Origin of the sequence: Neorhizobium huautlense (genome assembly GCF_002968575.1) — a bacterium.
GTDB classification, from domain to species: Bacteria; Pseudomonadota; Alphaproteobacteria; order Rhizobiales; family Rhizobiaceae; genus Neorhizobium; species Neorhizobium huautlense.
This window is the reverse complement of record NZ_PVBM01000015.1, coordinates 1-16,672: the sequence shown is the minus strand read 5'-3', so window position 1 is coordinate 16,672 and position 16,672 is coordinate 1. Positions and strand designations below refer to the sequence as shown.

General features: G+C 54.2%; 14 protein-coding genes and 1 tRNA gene. 11 read left to right on the top strand and 4 right to left on the bottom strand.

Annotated features, from left to right (window positions below; all coding sequences use genetic code 11):
- Positions 1-508: 508 nt before the first annotated feature.
- Positions 509-1,915 carry a bifunctional serine/threonine-protein kinase/universal stress protein gene (locus C5L12_RS16755; protein ID WP_105373199.1) on the bottom strand — a complete coding sequence of 469 codons (1,407 nt, stop codon included), beginning with the start codon at positions 1,913-1,915 and terminating at the stop codon, positions 509-511.
- 2 nt (positions 1,916-1,917) lie between these two features.
- Entirely contained in the window at positions 1,918-2,658 is a 741-nt protein-coding gene (locus C5L12_RS16750) for a metallophosphoesterase family protein (RefSeq protein ID WP_105373198.1), read from the bottom strand.
- Positions 2,659-2,860: 202 nt separating this feature from the next.
- Between C5L12_RS16750 and rfbC the strand changes: the two genes are divergently transcribed.
- The 10 genes from rfbC to C5L12_RS16700 all read left to right on the top strand — a co-directional run bounded on the left by rfbC (position 2,861) and on the right by C5L12_RS16700 (position 14,230).
- On the top strand, positions 2,861-3,430 hold the full coding sequence (gene rfbC, locus C5L12_RS16745; RefSeq protein ID WP_105373197.1) for a dTDP-4-dehydrorhamnose 3,5-epimerase: 570 nt from the start codon (positions 2,861-2,863) through the stop codon (positions 3,428-3,430).
- 48 nt (positions 3,431-3,478) lie between these two features.
- Positions 3,479-4,546 (top strand): dTDP-glucose 4,6-dehydratase, encoded by a 1,068-nt coding sequence (gene rfbB, locus C5L12_RS16740; protein WP_105373196.1) that lies wholly within the window; start codon positions 3,479-3,481, stop codon positions 4,544-4,546.
- Positions 4,543-5,466 carry a dTDP-4-dehydrorhamnose reductase gene (gene rfbD / locus C5L12_RS16735; protein WP_105373195.1) on the top strand — a complete coding sequence of 308 codons (924 nt, stop codon included), beginning with the start codon at positions 4,543-4,545 and terminating at the stop codon, positions 5,464-5,466. Before rfbB ends, rfbD begins: the two co-directional genes overlap by 4 nt.
- Positions 5,463-6,338: a glucose-1-phosphate thymidylyltransferase RfbA gene (gene rfbA / locus C5L12_RS16730; RefSeq protein WP_105373194.1), complete on the top strand. Its 876-nt coding sequence runs from the start codon at positions 5,463-5,465 to the stop codon at positions 6,336-6,338. Before rfbD ends, rfbA begins: the two co-directional genes overlap by 4 nt.
- A gap of 449 nt (positions 6,339-6,787) precedes the next feature.
- Positions 6,788-7,789, top strand: a complete 1,002-nt coding sequence (locus tag C5L12_RS16725; protein ID WP_157949071.1) for a rhamnosyltransferase WsaF family glycosyltransferase — start codon at positions 6,788-6,790, stop codon at positions 7,787-7,789.
- A 14-nt stretch (positions 7,790-7,803) separates the two neighbouring features.
- Positions 7,804-8,754, top strand: a complete 951-nt coding sequence (locus C5L12_RS16720) for a glycosyltransferase family 2 protein (protein WP_205839352.1) — start codon at positions 7,804-7,806, stop codon at positions 8,752-8,754.
- 264 nt (positions 8,755-9,018) lie between these two features.
- Positions 9,019-10,212, top strand: coding sequence for a KpsE/RkpR family capsule polysaccharide export protein (locus C5L12_RS16715; RefSeq protein ID WP_105373192.1), 1,194 nt, complete (start codon positions 9,019-9,021; stop codon positions 10,210-10,212).
- Between the two features lie 2 nt (positions 10,213-10,214).
- On the top strand, positions 10,215-10,868 hold the full coding sequence (locus tag C5L12_RS16710) for an ABC transporter ATP-binding protein (protein WP_105373191.1): 654 nt from the start codon (positions 10,215-10,217) through the stop codon (positions 10,866-10,868).
- Positions 10,869-10,886: 18 nt separating this feature from the next.
- Positions 10,887-12,167, top strand: coding sequence for a KpsE/RkpR family capsule polysaccharide export protein (locus tag C5L12_RS16705; RefSeq protein WP_157949070.1), 1,281 nt, complete (start codon positions 10,887-10,889; stop codon positions 12,165-12,167).
- A 314-nt stretch (positions 12,168-12,481) separates the two neighbouring features.
- A complete protein-coding gene (locus C5L12_RS16700) occupies positions 12,482-14,230 on the top strand; it encodes a glycosyltransferase family 2 protein (protein WP_157949069.1) in 1,749 nt (582 codons plus the stop codon).
- Positions 14,231-14,274: 44 nt separating this feature from the next.
- Here the strand turns inward: C5L12_RS16700 and C5L12_RS16695 are convergent, their stop codons facing one another.
- Positions 14,275-15,393 carry a hypothetical protein gene (locus C5L12_RS16695; protein ID WP_105373188.1) on the bottom strand — a complete coding sequence of 373 codons (1,119 nt, stop codon included), beginning with the start codon at positions 15,391-15,393 and terminating at the stop codon, positions 14,275-14,277.
- A gap of 444 nt (positions 15,394-15,837) precedes the next feature.
- Positions 15,838-16,194, bottom strand: coding sequence for a hypothetical protein (locus C5L12_RS16690; protein WP_105373187.1), 357 nt, complete (start codon positions 16,192-16,194; stop codon positions 15,838-15,840).
- 259 nt (positions 16,195-16,453) lie between these two features.
- On the opposite strand from C5L12_RS16690, the gene C5L12_RS16685 reads away from it, so the two are divergent.
- Positions 16,454-16,530 (top strand) — tRNA-Pro (locus tag C5L12_RS16685).
- Positions 16,531-16,672: the final 142 nt, after the last annotated feature.

Here is a 16,672-nt window from a genome sequence, read left to right as displayed (position 1 = left end):
CCCGGTCCCCCATCGCCGGTCAGCGAGTGAAGTTACGAACTGCTCCGCAGTAGACTTCTTTGATGAGGTAAGCACGACAAGATTAGTGGCACTGCAGGACGATCGTTATTCGGTGAGCGGGGCGAGGCCGGACTGCTGAGCGGAGAGCGGTGATTGACCGAACCACGACGATTCCGTTTCTCGCCAGGCATCCGGTCGTCTGCATCGACCGTGACCTGCGTTTCTGCCCAGACCGACCTGATCGGAACGTGCCGAATTAACGTGTTGAACCTTAACGGTCTCGTTGTTGACCTGAATGCTTCAGGGGCTGTTGAAGGTGAAGGCTATGATGTCGGTTGCCTACGTGTCTAAACCCTGATGAAGAGGATCGGAAACGAGGCGGTAGATCATCATGCGAAGACTGGCCATTCCCGATACATTGAACGGCCCACACTGAGATATAGCATGCCGGTCGGCCTAAAACGGTAGCCACAGAAGATCATGACATTGCGTTATTTCTTGAAGCTGCCTATCCCCCTCTCTTGCTGCGGCGCCTTACCACCGTCACAGTACAGGGGGCGTGGGTCGCCACAGCGCCAGAGACGCTGCCAAGGAGGGTGCGGATTGTTGAATGCGCTCGCGCCCCCATTACGATGTGGTCTACGAGGTTTTGCCGTGCGAATTCGAGGATGGCGTCGGCCGGTGAAACCGCCTCGATGACGTGGTGGGTGATCGTGCTTTCGGGAGACCTGAGCGGCTCTGCCCAATGTTTCAGTTGCACGAGGCGTGCGACATGCAGGTTCGTTCCGGTTTCATCGACTTCCTTGTCCAGGGCGATACGGTTGATCTTCAGAACATTGAAGCAGGCGATGCGGGCGTTCGGGGTATTGTCGAGGATCCGCTGCAGGGTGAGCCGCAACTCTTCGGCCAGATCGACCGAACTGTCCGTCAGATCGATCGCAGCCATGACGATCGGCGCCTTTCCCTGTGCCTCCCGGGCGGTCTTTTCTTTCAGAAGTTCGATCGGATCCGGGTTAAAGCGGCGCTTCAGCGCTTCCGCCAAGCCGTCCCGCCGGATTTTTTCCGCCCGCGCGGTAAGCGCAACCTTGGAGAGGTCCTTGAGGTCCATGGCGAGCTGCGCCGCTGCCGGATAACGCCGCGCCGGGTTGACCTCCAGGCAGCGCAGAATCACTTCCTGCAATGGCTTGGAAATTTCCGGCCGCAACGCGCGTGGCGGCGCCGGATCGCGCCACAGCCGTTTTTTTAGCCCCTTCATTCCCTGCGGATCGCCGAACGGCCGTGTTCCCGTCGCGAAGAAATACATCAACACGCCGAGCGCGAAAATATCGCTGCGGCAATCGCTTCTGACCCCGAGGATCTGTTCAGGCGCCATATAGGGGGCGGTGCCGTAAGGCAGACGGAACTCCTCGTCCATCAGATCCGGAAGGTGCAGGTGGCGGGCAAGGCCATAGTCGACCAGCACGGCTTCGCCGGTTTCGCGGAACATGACATTCGAGGGCTTGATATCGAGATGGACGACGTCCTGACGATGCAGATCTGCGAGCGCGGTCGCGATCCGTGCGCCGAGGTCGGCCACCTCCGCCTGGCCGAGCGGCAACATCTCGAGCCGGTGGTAGAGCGATTGTCCGGGCAGCCGTTCGAAGACGATATAGGGTTGCTGATCGAAGTCGCCGCTTGCCACGAACCGGGGCACATGCGAGCCCGAAAGCCGCGGCAGGATCATCTGCTCCATCTCGAAACCGACGATCGTGGCCGGGTCTGCGCCGCCGCCGACCGCCGGCACCTTCATGAGAAGCGGGAAATCATAGTCTGGATGGGATACCGAAAACAGCTTTGCCATGCCGCCGCGATGGGCCACCTCGACTATGGTAAAGCCATCGATCCTGCTTCCGGGCTGGAGCGTCGCTGAAGGCATGGTCAGGTCCCCTTTGAGAGCCGGCTTGCCAGGCTGTCCGGCAGGCCGGCAGCGCGGATCTTGGCTGCGGTTTCCTCGACGTCATAGGGGACCTTCAAGAAACAGAGTTCGCCGCTATCGGTATCTAGGATTGCAAAGCCTGCGGCGGGATCGCCGTCCCGCGGCTGGCCGACGGAACCGATCACCGCAAGCCAGCGCCGCTGCATCAGCAACGGAATCGGCACGGTGCTCGACGGCGCGAAGGACGTCACCTTGCCGCCGGCACCGAAAGAATAGAGAGCGGGTCGGTGCACATGGCCGCAGAAGCTCAAGCGCGCTCCGCAGCGCGAAAAATGCAGCGCTGCGGCTTCGGCGTTGCTCACATAATGAAACCGGGATGGCGCCGAGGCGTCCGAATGGACGTAGAACCGATCATCCTCTGTGACGGAAAGCGGCAACTTCGCCAGGAAGAGCTTTTGCGCCGGACTCAGTGCATCCCTCGTCCAGTCGATTGCCGTCCTTGCGGTGGAGCTCATGGATGACGAAGGCGTCGCGACCGCCTGGTCGTGATTGCCTCGGACAATCACGGCACCTGCTTCGGCTAGCTCGGTGGCCTTGTCCACACACCAGCCCGGATCAGGACCGTAACCGACAATGTCACCGAGTATGACAAAACGATCCACGCCGCGTGACCTGCAGTCGGCCAGGACCGCCTGGAAGGCCTCGCGGTTGGCGTGGACGTCGGACAGGATCGCGATCTTCATGTGAGGCCTCCCACCTCGTACTTTAGGGCAATCGGACGGCTTCACCATTGGCCGGAAGGCTAAGGAGACTGGGCAATGGGTCGGAGATATTCTTCACCGGAGAAGCGAAGCTATTTCCCAGATTAAAGCCAACCTATGCGTTGCGCTTGAGGTTTCAGTGTGGTTCATACGCAACCGATAATTTTCAAGCCATGGAGATCCCATGCTGTTCGAGCGTATGAAGATACCGGACGTCGTTTTGATTACTCCAAAGAAGTTTGGCGATACTCGCGGTTACTTTATGGAGACATTTCGACAATATCTGTTCGACGCAAATGTGGGATCCCATGCATTTGTTCAGGAAAATCGATCTTTTTCAGCGGAAGTCGGCACTGTGCGGGGGTTGCACTTCCAACTCAATCCGAGAGCCCAGGGAAAACTGGTCTCATGTACAGCGGGCGCGCTTTTGGATGTGGCTGTCGATATTCGGAACGGATCACCAACCTTCGGCCAATATGTGGCAATCGAACTGACGGCAGAGAGCGCCCACCAATTATGGGTGCCGCCTGGTTTTGCGCACGGCTTTTGCACCCTGAAACCCGATACCGTTATCAGCTACAAGGTGACTGACTACTACAGCCCTCAACACGACCGTGGCCTGCTATGGAATGATCCGGCGATCGGTATCACCTGGCCAATATCCTCCGATCGTGCTGTTCTATCAGAAAAAGACCGGAAACAACCAACGCTAGCCGATCATCAGGCAAATTTCTTTGTACCTGAAGAACAATAACGCGCCGCGCTTTAACCTGCTCATAATACAGAGGAGATACTCAAAAACATGCGGGTGATCGTCACAGGTGGAGCCGGATTTATCGGGTCGGCAGTAGTAAGATATCTCGTCCTTGAGAAAGGCTACGAGGTTCTGAATGTCGACAAACTGACATACGCTGGTACGGAGACTTCACTGAAGGCAACAGGAAATCGGACGAACTATCGTTTCCTGAAAGCCGACATCGGTGACCGTGCAGCAATTACCGAGGCGATTTCTAGCTTCCACCCTGATCGGATCATGCATCTGGCGGCCGAAAGCCATGTGGATCGGTCGATTACGGGTGCGAAGGATTTTATCGATACGAATGTCCTGGGTACGTTCAATATGCTCGAATGTGCCCGGCAGTATTGGATGACACTAGACGATGCCGAAAGGGATGCATTCCGCTTCCTGCATGTCTCTACGGACGAGGTTTATGGATCTCTCAGCGACGGAGGGCTCTTCACCGAAGAGACCCCTTATGATCCGAGTTCGCCGTATTCGGCCTCCAAGGCGGCGTCCGACCACCTGGCCAAGGCCTGGGTGCGGACCTACGGCCTGCCGGTCGTGGTCTCCAATTGCTCCAACAATTACGGCCCCTATCATTTCCCGGAAAAGCTCATCCCGCTGATGATCCTCAACGCGATGGATGGTAAGCCGCTGCCAGTCTACGGCAATGGCGCCAATATCCGGGACTGGCTTTATGTCGAGGATCATGCCCGGGCGCTCGATACAATTGCCGAGCGAGGAAGGGTCGGAGAAACCTACAATGTTGGCGGCCGCAACGAACGTCGCAACATTGATGTGGTCAATCGAATCTGCGAACTGATGGATCAGTTGCGGCCGCGAGATACCTCCCATAGTCGCTTGATTACCTATGTCGCCGATCGGCCGGGGCACGATGCTCGGTATGCGATAGACGCCACCAAGCTGGAGACAGAACTTGGGTGGAGGGCACAGGAAAATTTTGACAGTGGTATCGAGAAGACGGTGCGGTGGTATCTTGAAAATGAATGGTGGTGGCAGCCCTTAAGAAAGGATTATGGCGGCGATCGTCTTGGTCTTTTGGCTTCCAACAAACAGGCTGTGGCATGAATGGCAGCCGGGCACGGATGGTGGTGACTGGCAGGTATGGACAGGTCGTCCAGTCTTTGCTGGAGCGTGGGCGGTATAGTGATCGCTTTGAGGTCATCGCTATCGGCCGCCCGGAGCTGGATTTGTCGGCTCCCGACAGCATTGAAGCAATATTGCGCAACGTCCACCCGGACGTCATCGTCTCGGCTGCTGCCTATACTGCTGTGGACCAGGCAGAGACCGAGGAAGACGCTGCAACCGTTGTTAACGGAGTTGCGGCAGGAAAGATCGCAGCCCTGGCCACCGAGCTCGATGTTCCAGTGATCCATCTTTCCACAGACTACGTCTTCGATGGAAGCAAACCCCTCGCCTATATCGAATCGGATCCTGTGGCTCCGCTTGGAGCCTATGGCCGCTCCAAGCTCGCAGGAGAAAAGGCCGTTGCGGAAGCCACTTCGAACCATGTGATACTCCGCACCGCTTGGGTCTATAGCCCGTTTGGGAAGAATTTTTTGAAAACAATGCTGCGGTTGGCGGAAGGCCGAGACCGCCTGAACGTTGTCGATGATCAAATAGGCAATCCCACCTCAGCGCTCGATATCGCCGATGGGATTTTGAAAGTTGCAGCCAATGTACTGTCTAGCGATGCCTCTGAACTTCGCGGGATCTTCCACATGGCGGGCTCAGGCGAAGCCAGCTGGGCTGATTTCGCTGTTGAAATTTTTGCGCAGTCAGCACTGCACGCTGGGCCCACGGTGGATGTAGCGCGCATCCCATCCAGTCAATATCCGACACAGGCGAAACGACCAGTCAACTCAAAATTAGAATGCAGCAAGCTCGGGGAAATTCACGATGTTCGCCTTCCGGATTGGCGGAAATCCACGGCGAAAACCGTAGCTCGTCTTGCTCAACAACAATACAAGGAGCAGGGACAAGGATGAAAGGCATCATTCTCGCTGGCGGAAGCGGAACGCGGCTTCACCCGATGACCAAGGTGATATCGAAGCAGCTTATGCCCGTCTACGACAAGCCGATGATCTACTATCCGTTGTCGACCCTGATGTTAGCCGGCATTCGTGACATCTTGATCATCTCGACACCGATCGACATGCCTCTGTTTGAACGCCTGTTGGGAGATGGATCGCAATGGGGGATTTCGCTCAGTTATGCCGTCCAGCCGGAACCGGGCGGTTTGGCGCAGGCATATATCATTGCCGCGGATTTCGTTGCGGAAGAACCGTCCTGTCTTATCCTAGGTGATAACATCTTTTATGGCCACGGCATTACGGAGGTGTTCGAGTTGGCAATCGCCAAGCTACAGGGCGCCACTATATTCGCCTATCATGTCGCCGATCCGAAACGCTATGGCGTCGTTGAGTTCGATTCCGCCATGAAGGCTATTTCTATTGAGGAAAAACCAGCTACACCAAGATCCAGCTACGCTGTCACCGGCCTCTATTTTTATGACCGTAACGTGATCGAGATCGCCGCAAATCTCAAGCCGTCGCAGCGAGGTGAACTGGAGATTACTGACGTCAACAAGGCTTATCTTGAAAGAGGGCTTCTCGATGTGAAGATCCTTGGCAGAGGATACGCCTGGTTCGATACAGGCACGCCGGACAGTTTGCTTGAGGCTGCCGAATTTGTAGCTACCCTGGAGCGCCGCCAAGACGTCAAGATCTGCTGTCCAGAGGAGATTGCATTCTCCAGAGGGTTCATTGATCATTCTTCATTATCCAGGCTCGCGGACGCGTACGGAAAAAGCGCCTATGGGCGATATTTACGGGAAAAGGTGCTTTCGGGCGTTATCTAAATGATCAACAATATGCGAACCGTAGAGTGCCTTCCGTAAGACAGTCTTCCTTTCGCTCATCAAAACCTCCTCTGTCAGAGGTATTGTCGTCCGTTGACCTGTAGCTTTGGCGCTTGCGAAACATGCTTACGCCACGTATTGCACGAAAGGTGCTTGTTTGCATCTTTGGGTGGACAAACGCCGTATCCATTTTGAAGATTCGAAACCCCGCTTCAGCTGGAACGAAGGAAGGCCGGTTAGTGTCATTGCAGTCTATCGCGCGGCGCCTGTGGCGTCTTATGACGCCGCATCGAAAGAGAAAAACGGCGTTCGAGCGCCAAATAAGCCATCTAAAGAGCTTCATAGACTATGCGCCTTCGGGTGGTCGTCCACCGATAGATAGCATGAATCCGTCCCGGCTCCGTATCACATGGGTGATCCCGGATTTCCTGCCCGGAGCCGGTGGGCACATGACGATTTTTCGTATCGCAAGTCATCTAGAAAAGTTCGGCCACGACGTGAGTTTTCTGATTCAAAATCCAAGAGTTCACAAGACCAGCGCCGAGGCGAAGCAAAGCATCAATAAGCACTTTCAGTCATTTTCGGGAACCGTCGAGCTATTTGAGGGCCTTACGCCTGATGCTTCTGGCGATGCGCTGATCGCAACCGATCGTTTTACCTGTTATCCGGTCAATGCCATGGAACGCTTCATACGCAAGTTCTACTTCGTTCAGGATTTCGAGCCGGCCTTCTATCCGGCCGGCACTGAGGCGTTGTTGACCGAGGCTACCTATCATTTCGATTTCGATTGCCTCTGCGCCGGCGACTGGCTGCACAAGCGCATGTCGAAAGATTTCGGTCGGTGGTCTATGTCGTGGCCGCTTGCCTACGACGCGAAGGTATATAATTTGGGTTCGGCGCATCATAAACGTCACCCGGCACGGATCGCTCTTTATGCGCGTTATGTGACGCCTCGCCGGGCGGTTGAGCTTGCATTTATGGCACTAGAAATCCTGCACAAGCGCGGCGTGGAATTCGAAGTCGATTTCTTCGGTTGGAACCTCGGCAAGCTCGACCTCGCGTTTCCATATCGTGACCGCGGTATTTTGAACGGTGAGGAACTTGCACAGCTCTATCGCGAGGCCACGATTGGCGTGGTCTTCTCCGTAACCAATCATTCGCTGGTCAACAAGGAAATGATGGCCTGTGGTCTACCGGTGATCGATCTAGATCTCGACACGGTGCGGACGATCTTTCCGGAAGACACGATGGCTTTCGCGAAACCCACACCCCAGGGGATTGCAGATACGATGGAACGGCTACTGAAGAATTGTCAGGAGCGTGATCGTCTCCGACAAGAAGGGTTGTCGCACGTGAGCGGCTATTCCTGGGAGAAATCGGCCCGCATGATAGAGGCAGCGATCCGGGAGCGGGTGCAACAGGCGGTCGAGAGGGGGGATAGGCAGTGGTAAGGCATCGTTGCGCAGTGGTCATTCCGACCAAGAATGCCATGCGCGTGCTACCGAAAGTGCTGGATAAGGTGTTGGCTCAGCGCGTGCCTTGGTCGTATGAGGTCATAGCGATTGACTCCGGTTCCACAGACGGCACCAAGGAATATTTGCGAAGCCTGGATCGGATACGCTATTTGGAAATTGCACCGCATGAATTCGGTCATGGCAAGACCCGCAACCTGGGCGTCCAACTGGCCAATGCCGACTTCGTTGCTTTTCTTACGCACGATGCGGAGCCCGTCGATGCAACATGGCTCGCCGCCCTTGTAGCTGCTGCGGAGCAGGATACGAAGATCGCCGGCGTTTTCGGTCGGCACATAGCCTATTCTACGGCATCACCCTTTACGAAGAACGATTTGGATCGCCATTTCGACGGCTTCCTAGCGCACCGCCTGGTGGTTTCCCGTGATCTCGATTCAGCCAGATATGAGAGGGACCAGGGCTGGCGGCAGCTACTGCACTTCTATTCTGACAATAACTCGCTGTTGCGAAAATCCGTGTGGGAGAAAATCCCTTATCCGGACGTTGAGTTTGCTGAAGACCAGATATGGGCTTCGATGATCATCGAGGCGGGATATCACAAAGCTTATGCTCCGAATGCCGTAGTCTATCATTCCCATGATTATGGGTTCGTAGAGCAGCTGCGCCGAGCTTTTGATGAATCGCGCAACTTTTCCAAGTATTTTGGGTATAAACTGTCGCCCAGTATGCGCCGGACGGTTATTGCTGCCGGGAAGTTCTCCTTGCAGGCCTTCCGGCAGCGTTTGGATGATCAGTACGGAAGGGTTACGCTTCGTCATCGGTTCGAGAGGGCCGGGCAGCGTACAGCACTGGTTGCAGGTCATTACCTCGGTGCACATCACAATCGACTGCCTCGGTTCTTATCCTCACGGCTGTCTCTCGATCAGAAGCTTTTCAAGTCTTAACATTGAGGCCGGTCGGAGATCGTGGGCCACGTGGCGCAATGATCAAAATCTATCTTTGAGCTGTCGCCAAAGTTTACGCGTGCCATGGTTATGCCATACCCAAAGGGATATAAGCAGGAGGCCGGGTCCATTGGAATTGGAAGACATAGGGCTGGGGCAAGCGCAAGTAGTTAATGGTACAGGGGGACAGATGGTCAAATCTGCCGACGGGCGTACCTAGATCGGAAAATAGAGTGAGACCTTGGGTTTGGGCGGGGAAGATGAATGAGCCTTGAAATTGGCTACGATTCTCGGGAGAAGTCATCCGAGCTAGAAAGCCTTTCCGACAAAGGTTTGTTTTCCCGGCTTTTCAGTTTGTTCTTCACGAAGAGGAATACGCTATTAGCGTTTGTTCTGCTTCCCGGTATTGCGTCTGCCGCTTACTATTTTCTGATCGCAAGCGACCAATATGTGGCCGAAACAAGGATGATCGTTCGGACGATCGGTGTGAGTGACAGGTTTGACAGCTCCGAAAAACGCGAGGGGCGGTCGATGGTCGGCGGAGATTCTCTGACGCAGGATGCGTATGTTGTCGCAAACTATCTCAAGTCTCCCGAGATTGTCCGCAAACTTGATACGCAGATCGGACTGCGGAGCTTTTTCTTAAGGGAGGATATCGACTGGTTATCGCGTCTTTCGACCGATGCGCAATTTGAAGAACTTTATCGGTACTGGATTCGGCATGTCGATACCTATGTAGACGGCCCTTCAGGGATCATTATCTTCACCCTGCGCGCATTTTCTCCAGAGGATTCGGTCGCAATATCGAAAGCTGCCTTGGCTGCATGTGATGAGATGATCGACAAGATTTCCGAGCGGGCGAAAAAGGATCTTGTGACCCGCGTGGAAGGCGAAGTTAATTCCAGTCTGGAGGAATATCGTGTTGCGCTCGATGAATTGCGTGACTACCAGAATAAGACCGGCATTTTAGATCCGCTTTCGTCTGCCAAGATGCTGAGCGCTGTCATCGGGAAATTAATGGAAGAAAAGCTGCAGCTGACGATCAGCCTGAAGTCTCTGGAGGCTGCCAATGCAGATGATACAGCGCGCGGTCGGGAACTGCGGCGTTCGATTCAAGCTATCGATGACCAAATTCAACTGCGCCAAAACAGCATAGCAGGCCAGGATGCAGTCGACGGAACACAACTATCGGCGAGCCTTACTGAATTCTCGCGTCTCGAAACCCGGCGGATTGTGACGCAGGCGATTTATGAAGCCAATGTCCGCAATCTTGACACCGCCAAATCCACGGCCCTGAAGCGAACCACCTTTATTTCTACTTTTTCCGATCCGCACATGCCGGAGGAATCGGAATATCCGGACCGTCTTTCCAGTTGGATTATTCTCACGGCGGGTCTGTTAACGCTCTGGATGACGGCGACGCTGGTCTGGATGTCTATTGAAGATCATAGGGTGTAGAGGTGATCGCACTCGAAAACGTCACAAAGTTTTACAAGACCGCCGCACATCGGAGATACATCCTTCGAAATCAATCGGTGCATTTTACCGCGGGGCGTTCTTATGGCCTGCTCGGTGTAAATGGAGCGGGCAAGTCCACCACCATGCGGTTGATCTCGGGGGCGGAACTTCCCAACAAGGGGCGCGTGCGCAGACAGGTGCGCGTTTCATGGCCGCTTGGATTCTCCAGCGGCTTGAATCCTTTACTGAGCGGCAAGGAAAATCTCAAATTTGTCGCACGCGCCTATGGTGAGGACTTCAATCGCGTCCTTCGCTTCGTGGCGGAATTTGCCGAGATTGGCAGTTACATCAACGAACCCCTTAGAACATACTCATCGGGGATGGCGGCACGGTTTGCGTTTGGTCTCTCGATGGCGATCGAATTCGATTGCTATTTGGTCGATGAAATTACCGCTGTCGGTGATTCGAATTTTCAGCGCCGTTGCCGGGAGGCGTTTCGTGCAAGACGTCAGAAATCGGATGTCATTATGATCTCGCATGATATGCAGACTATTAAGAACTACTGCGATGTTGCTATCGTTCTAATCGATGGACAAATGGTCCAATTTGATAACGTGGAAGATGGTATTGCAACCTACATGCGTCTCAACCGATAAGGGATAGGCGGAAAGCTCTTGTCGAAGAAAACAAATAAAGACGAAATTCTGTCGATTCAAGCCGCGCCTCTGACTGTTACCGGTCGGAGCCAAAAACTGGCGTCGGCGCTAAGCTCCTATGCGCGTGCTCTTACGTTTGAGAATAGAAGCCGCCGCAATCTCTATCGCCTCGCCGGATTGTCGCCGAGGACGCGAGATCGCGTCTTTTCCTACCTAATAATGTTACTGATCGGCTTGACGTTCGTCCTGCCCATGGCTGGTAGCATTTGCTATTACACCTTCATGGCCAGTCCTGGCTATGCTTCGGAAGTACGGTTCATCGTACGATCATCCACGCCATTTCTTTCGCGTGATAGGTACTCCAGCGACACGATCGAACCAAAGGAGAAGATCGTACAGGATACGGCCATCCTGCTAAATTACCTCGAAAGCCCAGCGATCATTCAGGATATGCAGCGGCAAGTTGACCTTCAAAACTTGTATGGGCGATCAGATATCGATTTCTTTTCTCGCTTGCGGGTCGACGCTACTCAGGAGGAGATGCTCGAATACTGGAAGAGACATGCATCTGTGTCCGTCAATACCAAAAGTGGCATTGTCGAACTAGAAGTGACAGCTTATACGCCGAACGAGGCGAGTGAAATGGTGAAGCTTGTACTTCATCTCGCCGAAGCGCAAGTCAACAAACTTAGTTCGGGAATGTGGGATGACCTTCGTTCTGCAACGCAGGAGGATGTTGAACGTGCAACGAAGGAGGTTGCTGACCTTCGCGGCAAGATACAGGAGACACAAAATCAGACAGGCGTTTTCGATATCGATCTCTCCGCGAAACGGATCGAGGATGTCCTGACGACCATCGAGGCGAGTATAGCGGACTTAAAGAGCCGCCGATTGGCTTTGAGCAAGAGCGTCGGGAAGAATGCGCCGCAGATGACCGATTTGGATAGGCGCATTGCCGCGCAGGAGGAGCAGGCGAGGCAGTTGCGGGCTCAGTCTGCGGGCCAGACCACGGAAGGAGATGGGAACCTTGCCCAATACTCCGCAATGTTTGACAAATTGAAATTAGATTTGTCTATGGCGGAGGGTAGATTGAAATCTGCAATCACCGACCTTGAAAAGGTCAAATTGGTAAGTTCGCTTCAGTTGGTTTATGTTGACAATTTTACCGAGCCGACCGTGCCCGATACGAACAAGTATCCAAGGGTTGCACTGTCTCTTTTTCTGACCTTGCTTGCATGTTTGGCCGTTTGTGGCGCCGCATGCGGTGCCGTTATACTTACTCGCCAGAAATTGGACTGAGACTCATTGTGATTGCGGTTGACCTAGATTGCGCATGCGTGAATGACGGGATGCGATCTTAGTTGGACATGGGCAACCCAGAACAGAATCGTTGCGGGTCAATGAAGTTCATAGCAAGGTTTTTGGCTGTTAGCGGTTCCAATCGCGGACAAAGGTTGGGAAAAGAGCCTCGGGTGCTCTCGGTGCCGGTCACCCACTTGAGGGGCGAACTTATCCGAGTAACGATCTCCAACCAAAGCGCTTCTTGGCCGAACAACGTGCGAATAGCTTTCTTTCGGCAAGATCGAGATCCTTCGCTCGTCTTCCGATCTCCGATGATTGATGCGAACGGACAAGCGACTCTTTATTGCTGGGTTCCTAAGGCCGCCATGACGGTGCAGATCTACGGTGCCGACCAAAAGACTCTGGCGCCGGTTGACCTTTCAATTATGTCTGTAAGGCGTGCCTCCTTGCTGGAGCTGATCATCAGGGCGCTAGCAAAGAATCCCCGGAAATTTGTGGGAATCGGAAAGCTGTTCCTAATTGGTAACCGAAGGGGCGTCTCATTTCGGTTCGCGCGCCTCGCCGAGGAGCTAAATGCCTTGCCATATCGTCTTTGGCTGGATCGGCATTTGAAGAGCGTATCGACATTTGGAGATGCGAAACCGACAGGAAATGTTATCGTTCTTATCACGCTGGAAATGGCGTCAAATGTCCAAACTGCGGTGACTGAGAATTCTCTCGCGCGCCAGGCATTTCGAAATTGGCGTAAGGTCGAGAGAGGGGATCTGCCTTTGTTTCGGTCGAGCGGGGCCAGCCACGAATTTCTGTGGCTGCCTTTACCTGCCGGCGCTGTGCTCGCCGAAGAGGCACTAGAAGAGTTGGTAAAACCATTCTCCTCGCCCGAGGTCTCGGTCGTCTATCCGGATGAAGATCGCCTCGGTTTCGGAGGCAGGCGCCACAGTCCTTTTTTCAAGCCGGCCTGGAGCCCGCTTCTCGCTAAATCCGGCTGGCTGCCGCTTGACGCAGCTCTAATTCGTTTGTCGTCTATTCCGCACGAGATCGATATCTCGAATGCTCTTGTGAAGGATGTAATCTTATCGGTTGCTGAACCTTTTGCCCGCTCTGTCCTTCACGTGCCGAAAGTCCTGCTTTCTCGGACGATAACGAGAATTCGCACAAATGGTCCGGAACGTCCCGCAATTAGCGAGAATTGGCGTCCGAAAGTCACGATCATCATTCCTAGTCGCGACCGTCTTGATCTTTTGTCGGCATGCATGGAGGGTTTGCGGAACCGAACAAAGGGCGCTGAACTTGATATCATCATCATCGATAATGACAGCCGTGAACCAGCTACCCTTGCCTATCTTCGCGAATTGCAGACAGAGGGTCGGGCGCGAGTGATTAACATGCCAGGCGAGTTCAATTTTGCTCGCGCATGCAACGTAGGAGTTGCCGCCGCCCGACATGACCTCATCTTGCTGCTAAACAATGACGTGGACCCCATTTCTCCCGATTGGCTAGTGCAGATGGCTTGGGAGTTGAGCGACGAAACGGTGGGCGCTGTCGGTGCTTATCTGCTTTACCCTGATGGTTTCGTCCAGCATGCAGGTGTAACACTTGGAGCTGGATCGATTGCGCGGCACAGTTTCAGCTTCATCCATCCCGAAGGAGGAGAAGATCGTGGGCTTCTCCGTGAGCGGCGTGATGTTTCGGCTGTGACAGGAGCCTGCATGCTGACCACTAGATCACTTTGGCAGGCAGTGGGAGGCATGGACGAAGAGCATCTTACGGTAGCTTTCAATGACGTCGATTATTGCTTGAAATTGCGCCGGATGAGGAGGCGTATCATTTGGACGCCCTTTGCAAAGCTTTGGCACCGCGAGTCTGTTTCGCGAGGCAAAGATGACACTGATGTCAAACTGCGACGTTTTGCACGTGAAGAAGCGGTGATGTTCCAGCGTTGGGGTACGTCTTTGAAAAACGACCCTTTCCACAATCCCAATCTTTCCAAAATTGCCGAAGACTTCGTGCTGGAAGCTTTTCCAGAAGATCTGGCAGCGCGTGGCCCATCGCTGCCGTGAATGGCTAAACGCCTAGCAAAAAAGGCAGGACGACTGCTGTTTCCTTACCACGCCTCGGCCGATGCGACGAGACCGGGGATGGTAAAATCCGCTTCGGAACGGAGTTTGACAAGGGCGGCTCTGGTGGCAAGTCGCGCTTTTTCTCGGGTTGTGTCCGAATTAATCAGAGTTTCGATGGCGAGGCGCCATGACTGAGGTGTATTCTCAACCAGAAGTTCATCTTGGTGTCGGTTGCGCTCATAGGCGGTAACATTGGAAAAAACCGCTGCAGCGCCCTGCCGGCACACGTCCATCCGCTTCGTGTCAGCCCTTGCATCATTGACCAAGCCAGCGAGCAGTGGCACCAGGGCGATGTCCAAACGGCCATAGTCAGTTCGTTGCGAGAATTGCGTCCACGGCACGACGGAAGCGAAGCGGATCTGAGGGGTAGTCGCAGCAAGTCGTTCCCACAGGTGTCTTACTCGTCGGTCCGCCGCCACTTCGAACGTGACGTGCGGATACTGAGCTAAGAGCTCTGGGATGAACGACGCCAGAAAAGCATGTTCCTTGATATGAATTCCTGTTGCATAGTAGCCCATCGTTATCCCACCATCGGATGGTGGACGTACTAGGACTTCTCCGATATCCTCCCGGCGCGGCAGCGGAGGTAGAAGCCTTACTGCTTGGTTGTCGGCGGCCAGTCGCGCAGCAAGCGGCGGTGTCGATGCCCATATTATGTCAAGCTTGCCGCGGAGCCTAACCATTGGCGCCACATGCCAGCGGACTAGAGAAAACCTATATGGAAACGTGGCTTCGACCCCTGTGATTACGGCTGGGATGTCGTCGTCGACGAGCATCCCAATTCCACATAGGTCGCTTTGATTCTGGTTCAGCCAGTTCACATGCTTTGCACGCAGATAGCGACAGATAATGACGAATGCGCCGGCGGGGTCGATGTCGTCCAGATTGTCGTGGTCAATGCACCGGACAATCACGGGTATTCGCCTGGAATAATACGTAAGCCGGTCCTCGAGATAGTAGGCGAAGGTCGGGTTGGCGTTTTTTCGGAAAACGATGATCGATCGAGGTTTGAAAGTGGCTGGCGTCTTTTCCTTTGTCTTGCCCTTTGGGACGACTTGGGCAAGCTTTAGATGGAGTTTGGACTTTAACTCGTTCAGCATCATCGATTGAGACTACTCGGAATATGGCCGCGGCTGAGATTGTGAGTGGAGTTTCTTTTTGCTGAATCACGTCTGCAAGCCACTTGGATACACCGTGTCATTTCGTCCTCGGCCAGGATGTAAAGTCTGCAAAAGTGACGTGTCGGCGACATTTTGTGGTCCAACGTTTTGAAGGAAGACCGGCAGCTTGTCTTTCTGATCCTAGTTCAGGTGTTTAACACAATGTGGCTCCAGGTGTTGCAGTCATGGAGCATGATCGAGCCATCAGCATCGGCGGTATTTTTATCCCTATCGGCATTTTACGCAACTGATGATGATCCAACTTAGTCCGGTGCCGGAGTGAGTTTAAGGAGGGTGCGGGCACTTCCCTAAGCCATGAAATTGTCGGCATCTTTCTCCGCAGATAATCCTTTGAATGAGGTTTCACCGCTCCGCCTGGGGCTCTCATTACTTCGCCGTCAGCAATTCCGTGCAGTAGCTCGGTCCGTTGGTGCCGGGGCGATCAGAAACGATCGTGATTTCGCGAATGATGTAGTTGTCTGAGACGCTGATCTTTGCGGAGCAACTGACGCTAGCGACACGACCGTTCTGCTGTTTGATGCGGTTATAGCCACCACGCCAGTTGTAAACGGTGGAGGAGCCTTCACCACTGTCGCTGATCGGCGGGCTGAATTTCGCGAAAAACTCGCCAGCCGAATGTCCGACCCAGCGCGCGTTAATCGGATTGCCACCGACGCTGGCGGTGGTGCAGCCAGCCTGCCCCAAGGCAATAAGTGCGGTGCAGATGATGATGCGACGGCTCATGGTTCCAAAGTCCTTATTATTCTCCAGCGCCCGGTGGAATGCGCCTGCGAATCGCACGTAACAGATTCTGTGATAAGGCAGGGAGAGCACCGGAGGCTCCCCTCCGCACTATGGACATCATATTTTGAGGGCGCCGCTTTTTTGCAACGCTTTGTTTTTCACCTCAAGGCTCCAAAACGAGTAATAATTCCGTCGTCATTTTTACGCGACGACGCTTGTGGAAAGAAAAATGCTGGTCTATAGAAACCCCCGCTGGTCACGGAGTGTAGCGCAGTCTGGTAGCGCACCACGTTCGGGACGTGGGGGTCGAGTGTTCGAATCACTCCACTCCGACCAGCTTGAATTTGTCCATACCGGAGATGGGGTATTCGGCTTTCGCCTCATCTTCCACGGTGATGCAGGAGGTGCTGCGCTTCGAGCTGATGATAAAACGTGGTCTGTCCAAACAGCCACAAGCATCAGGAAAGGAAGCGCAGCA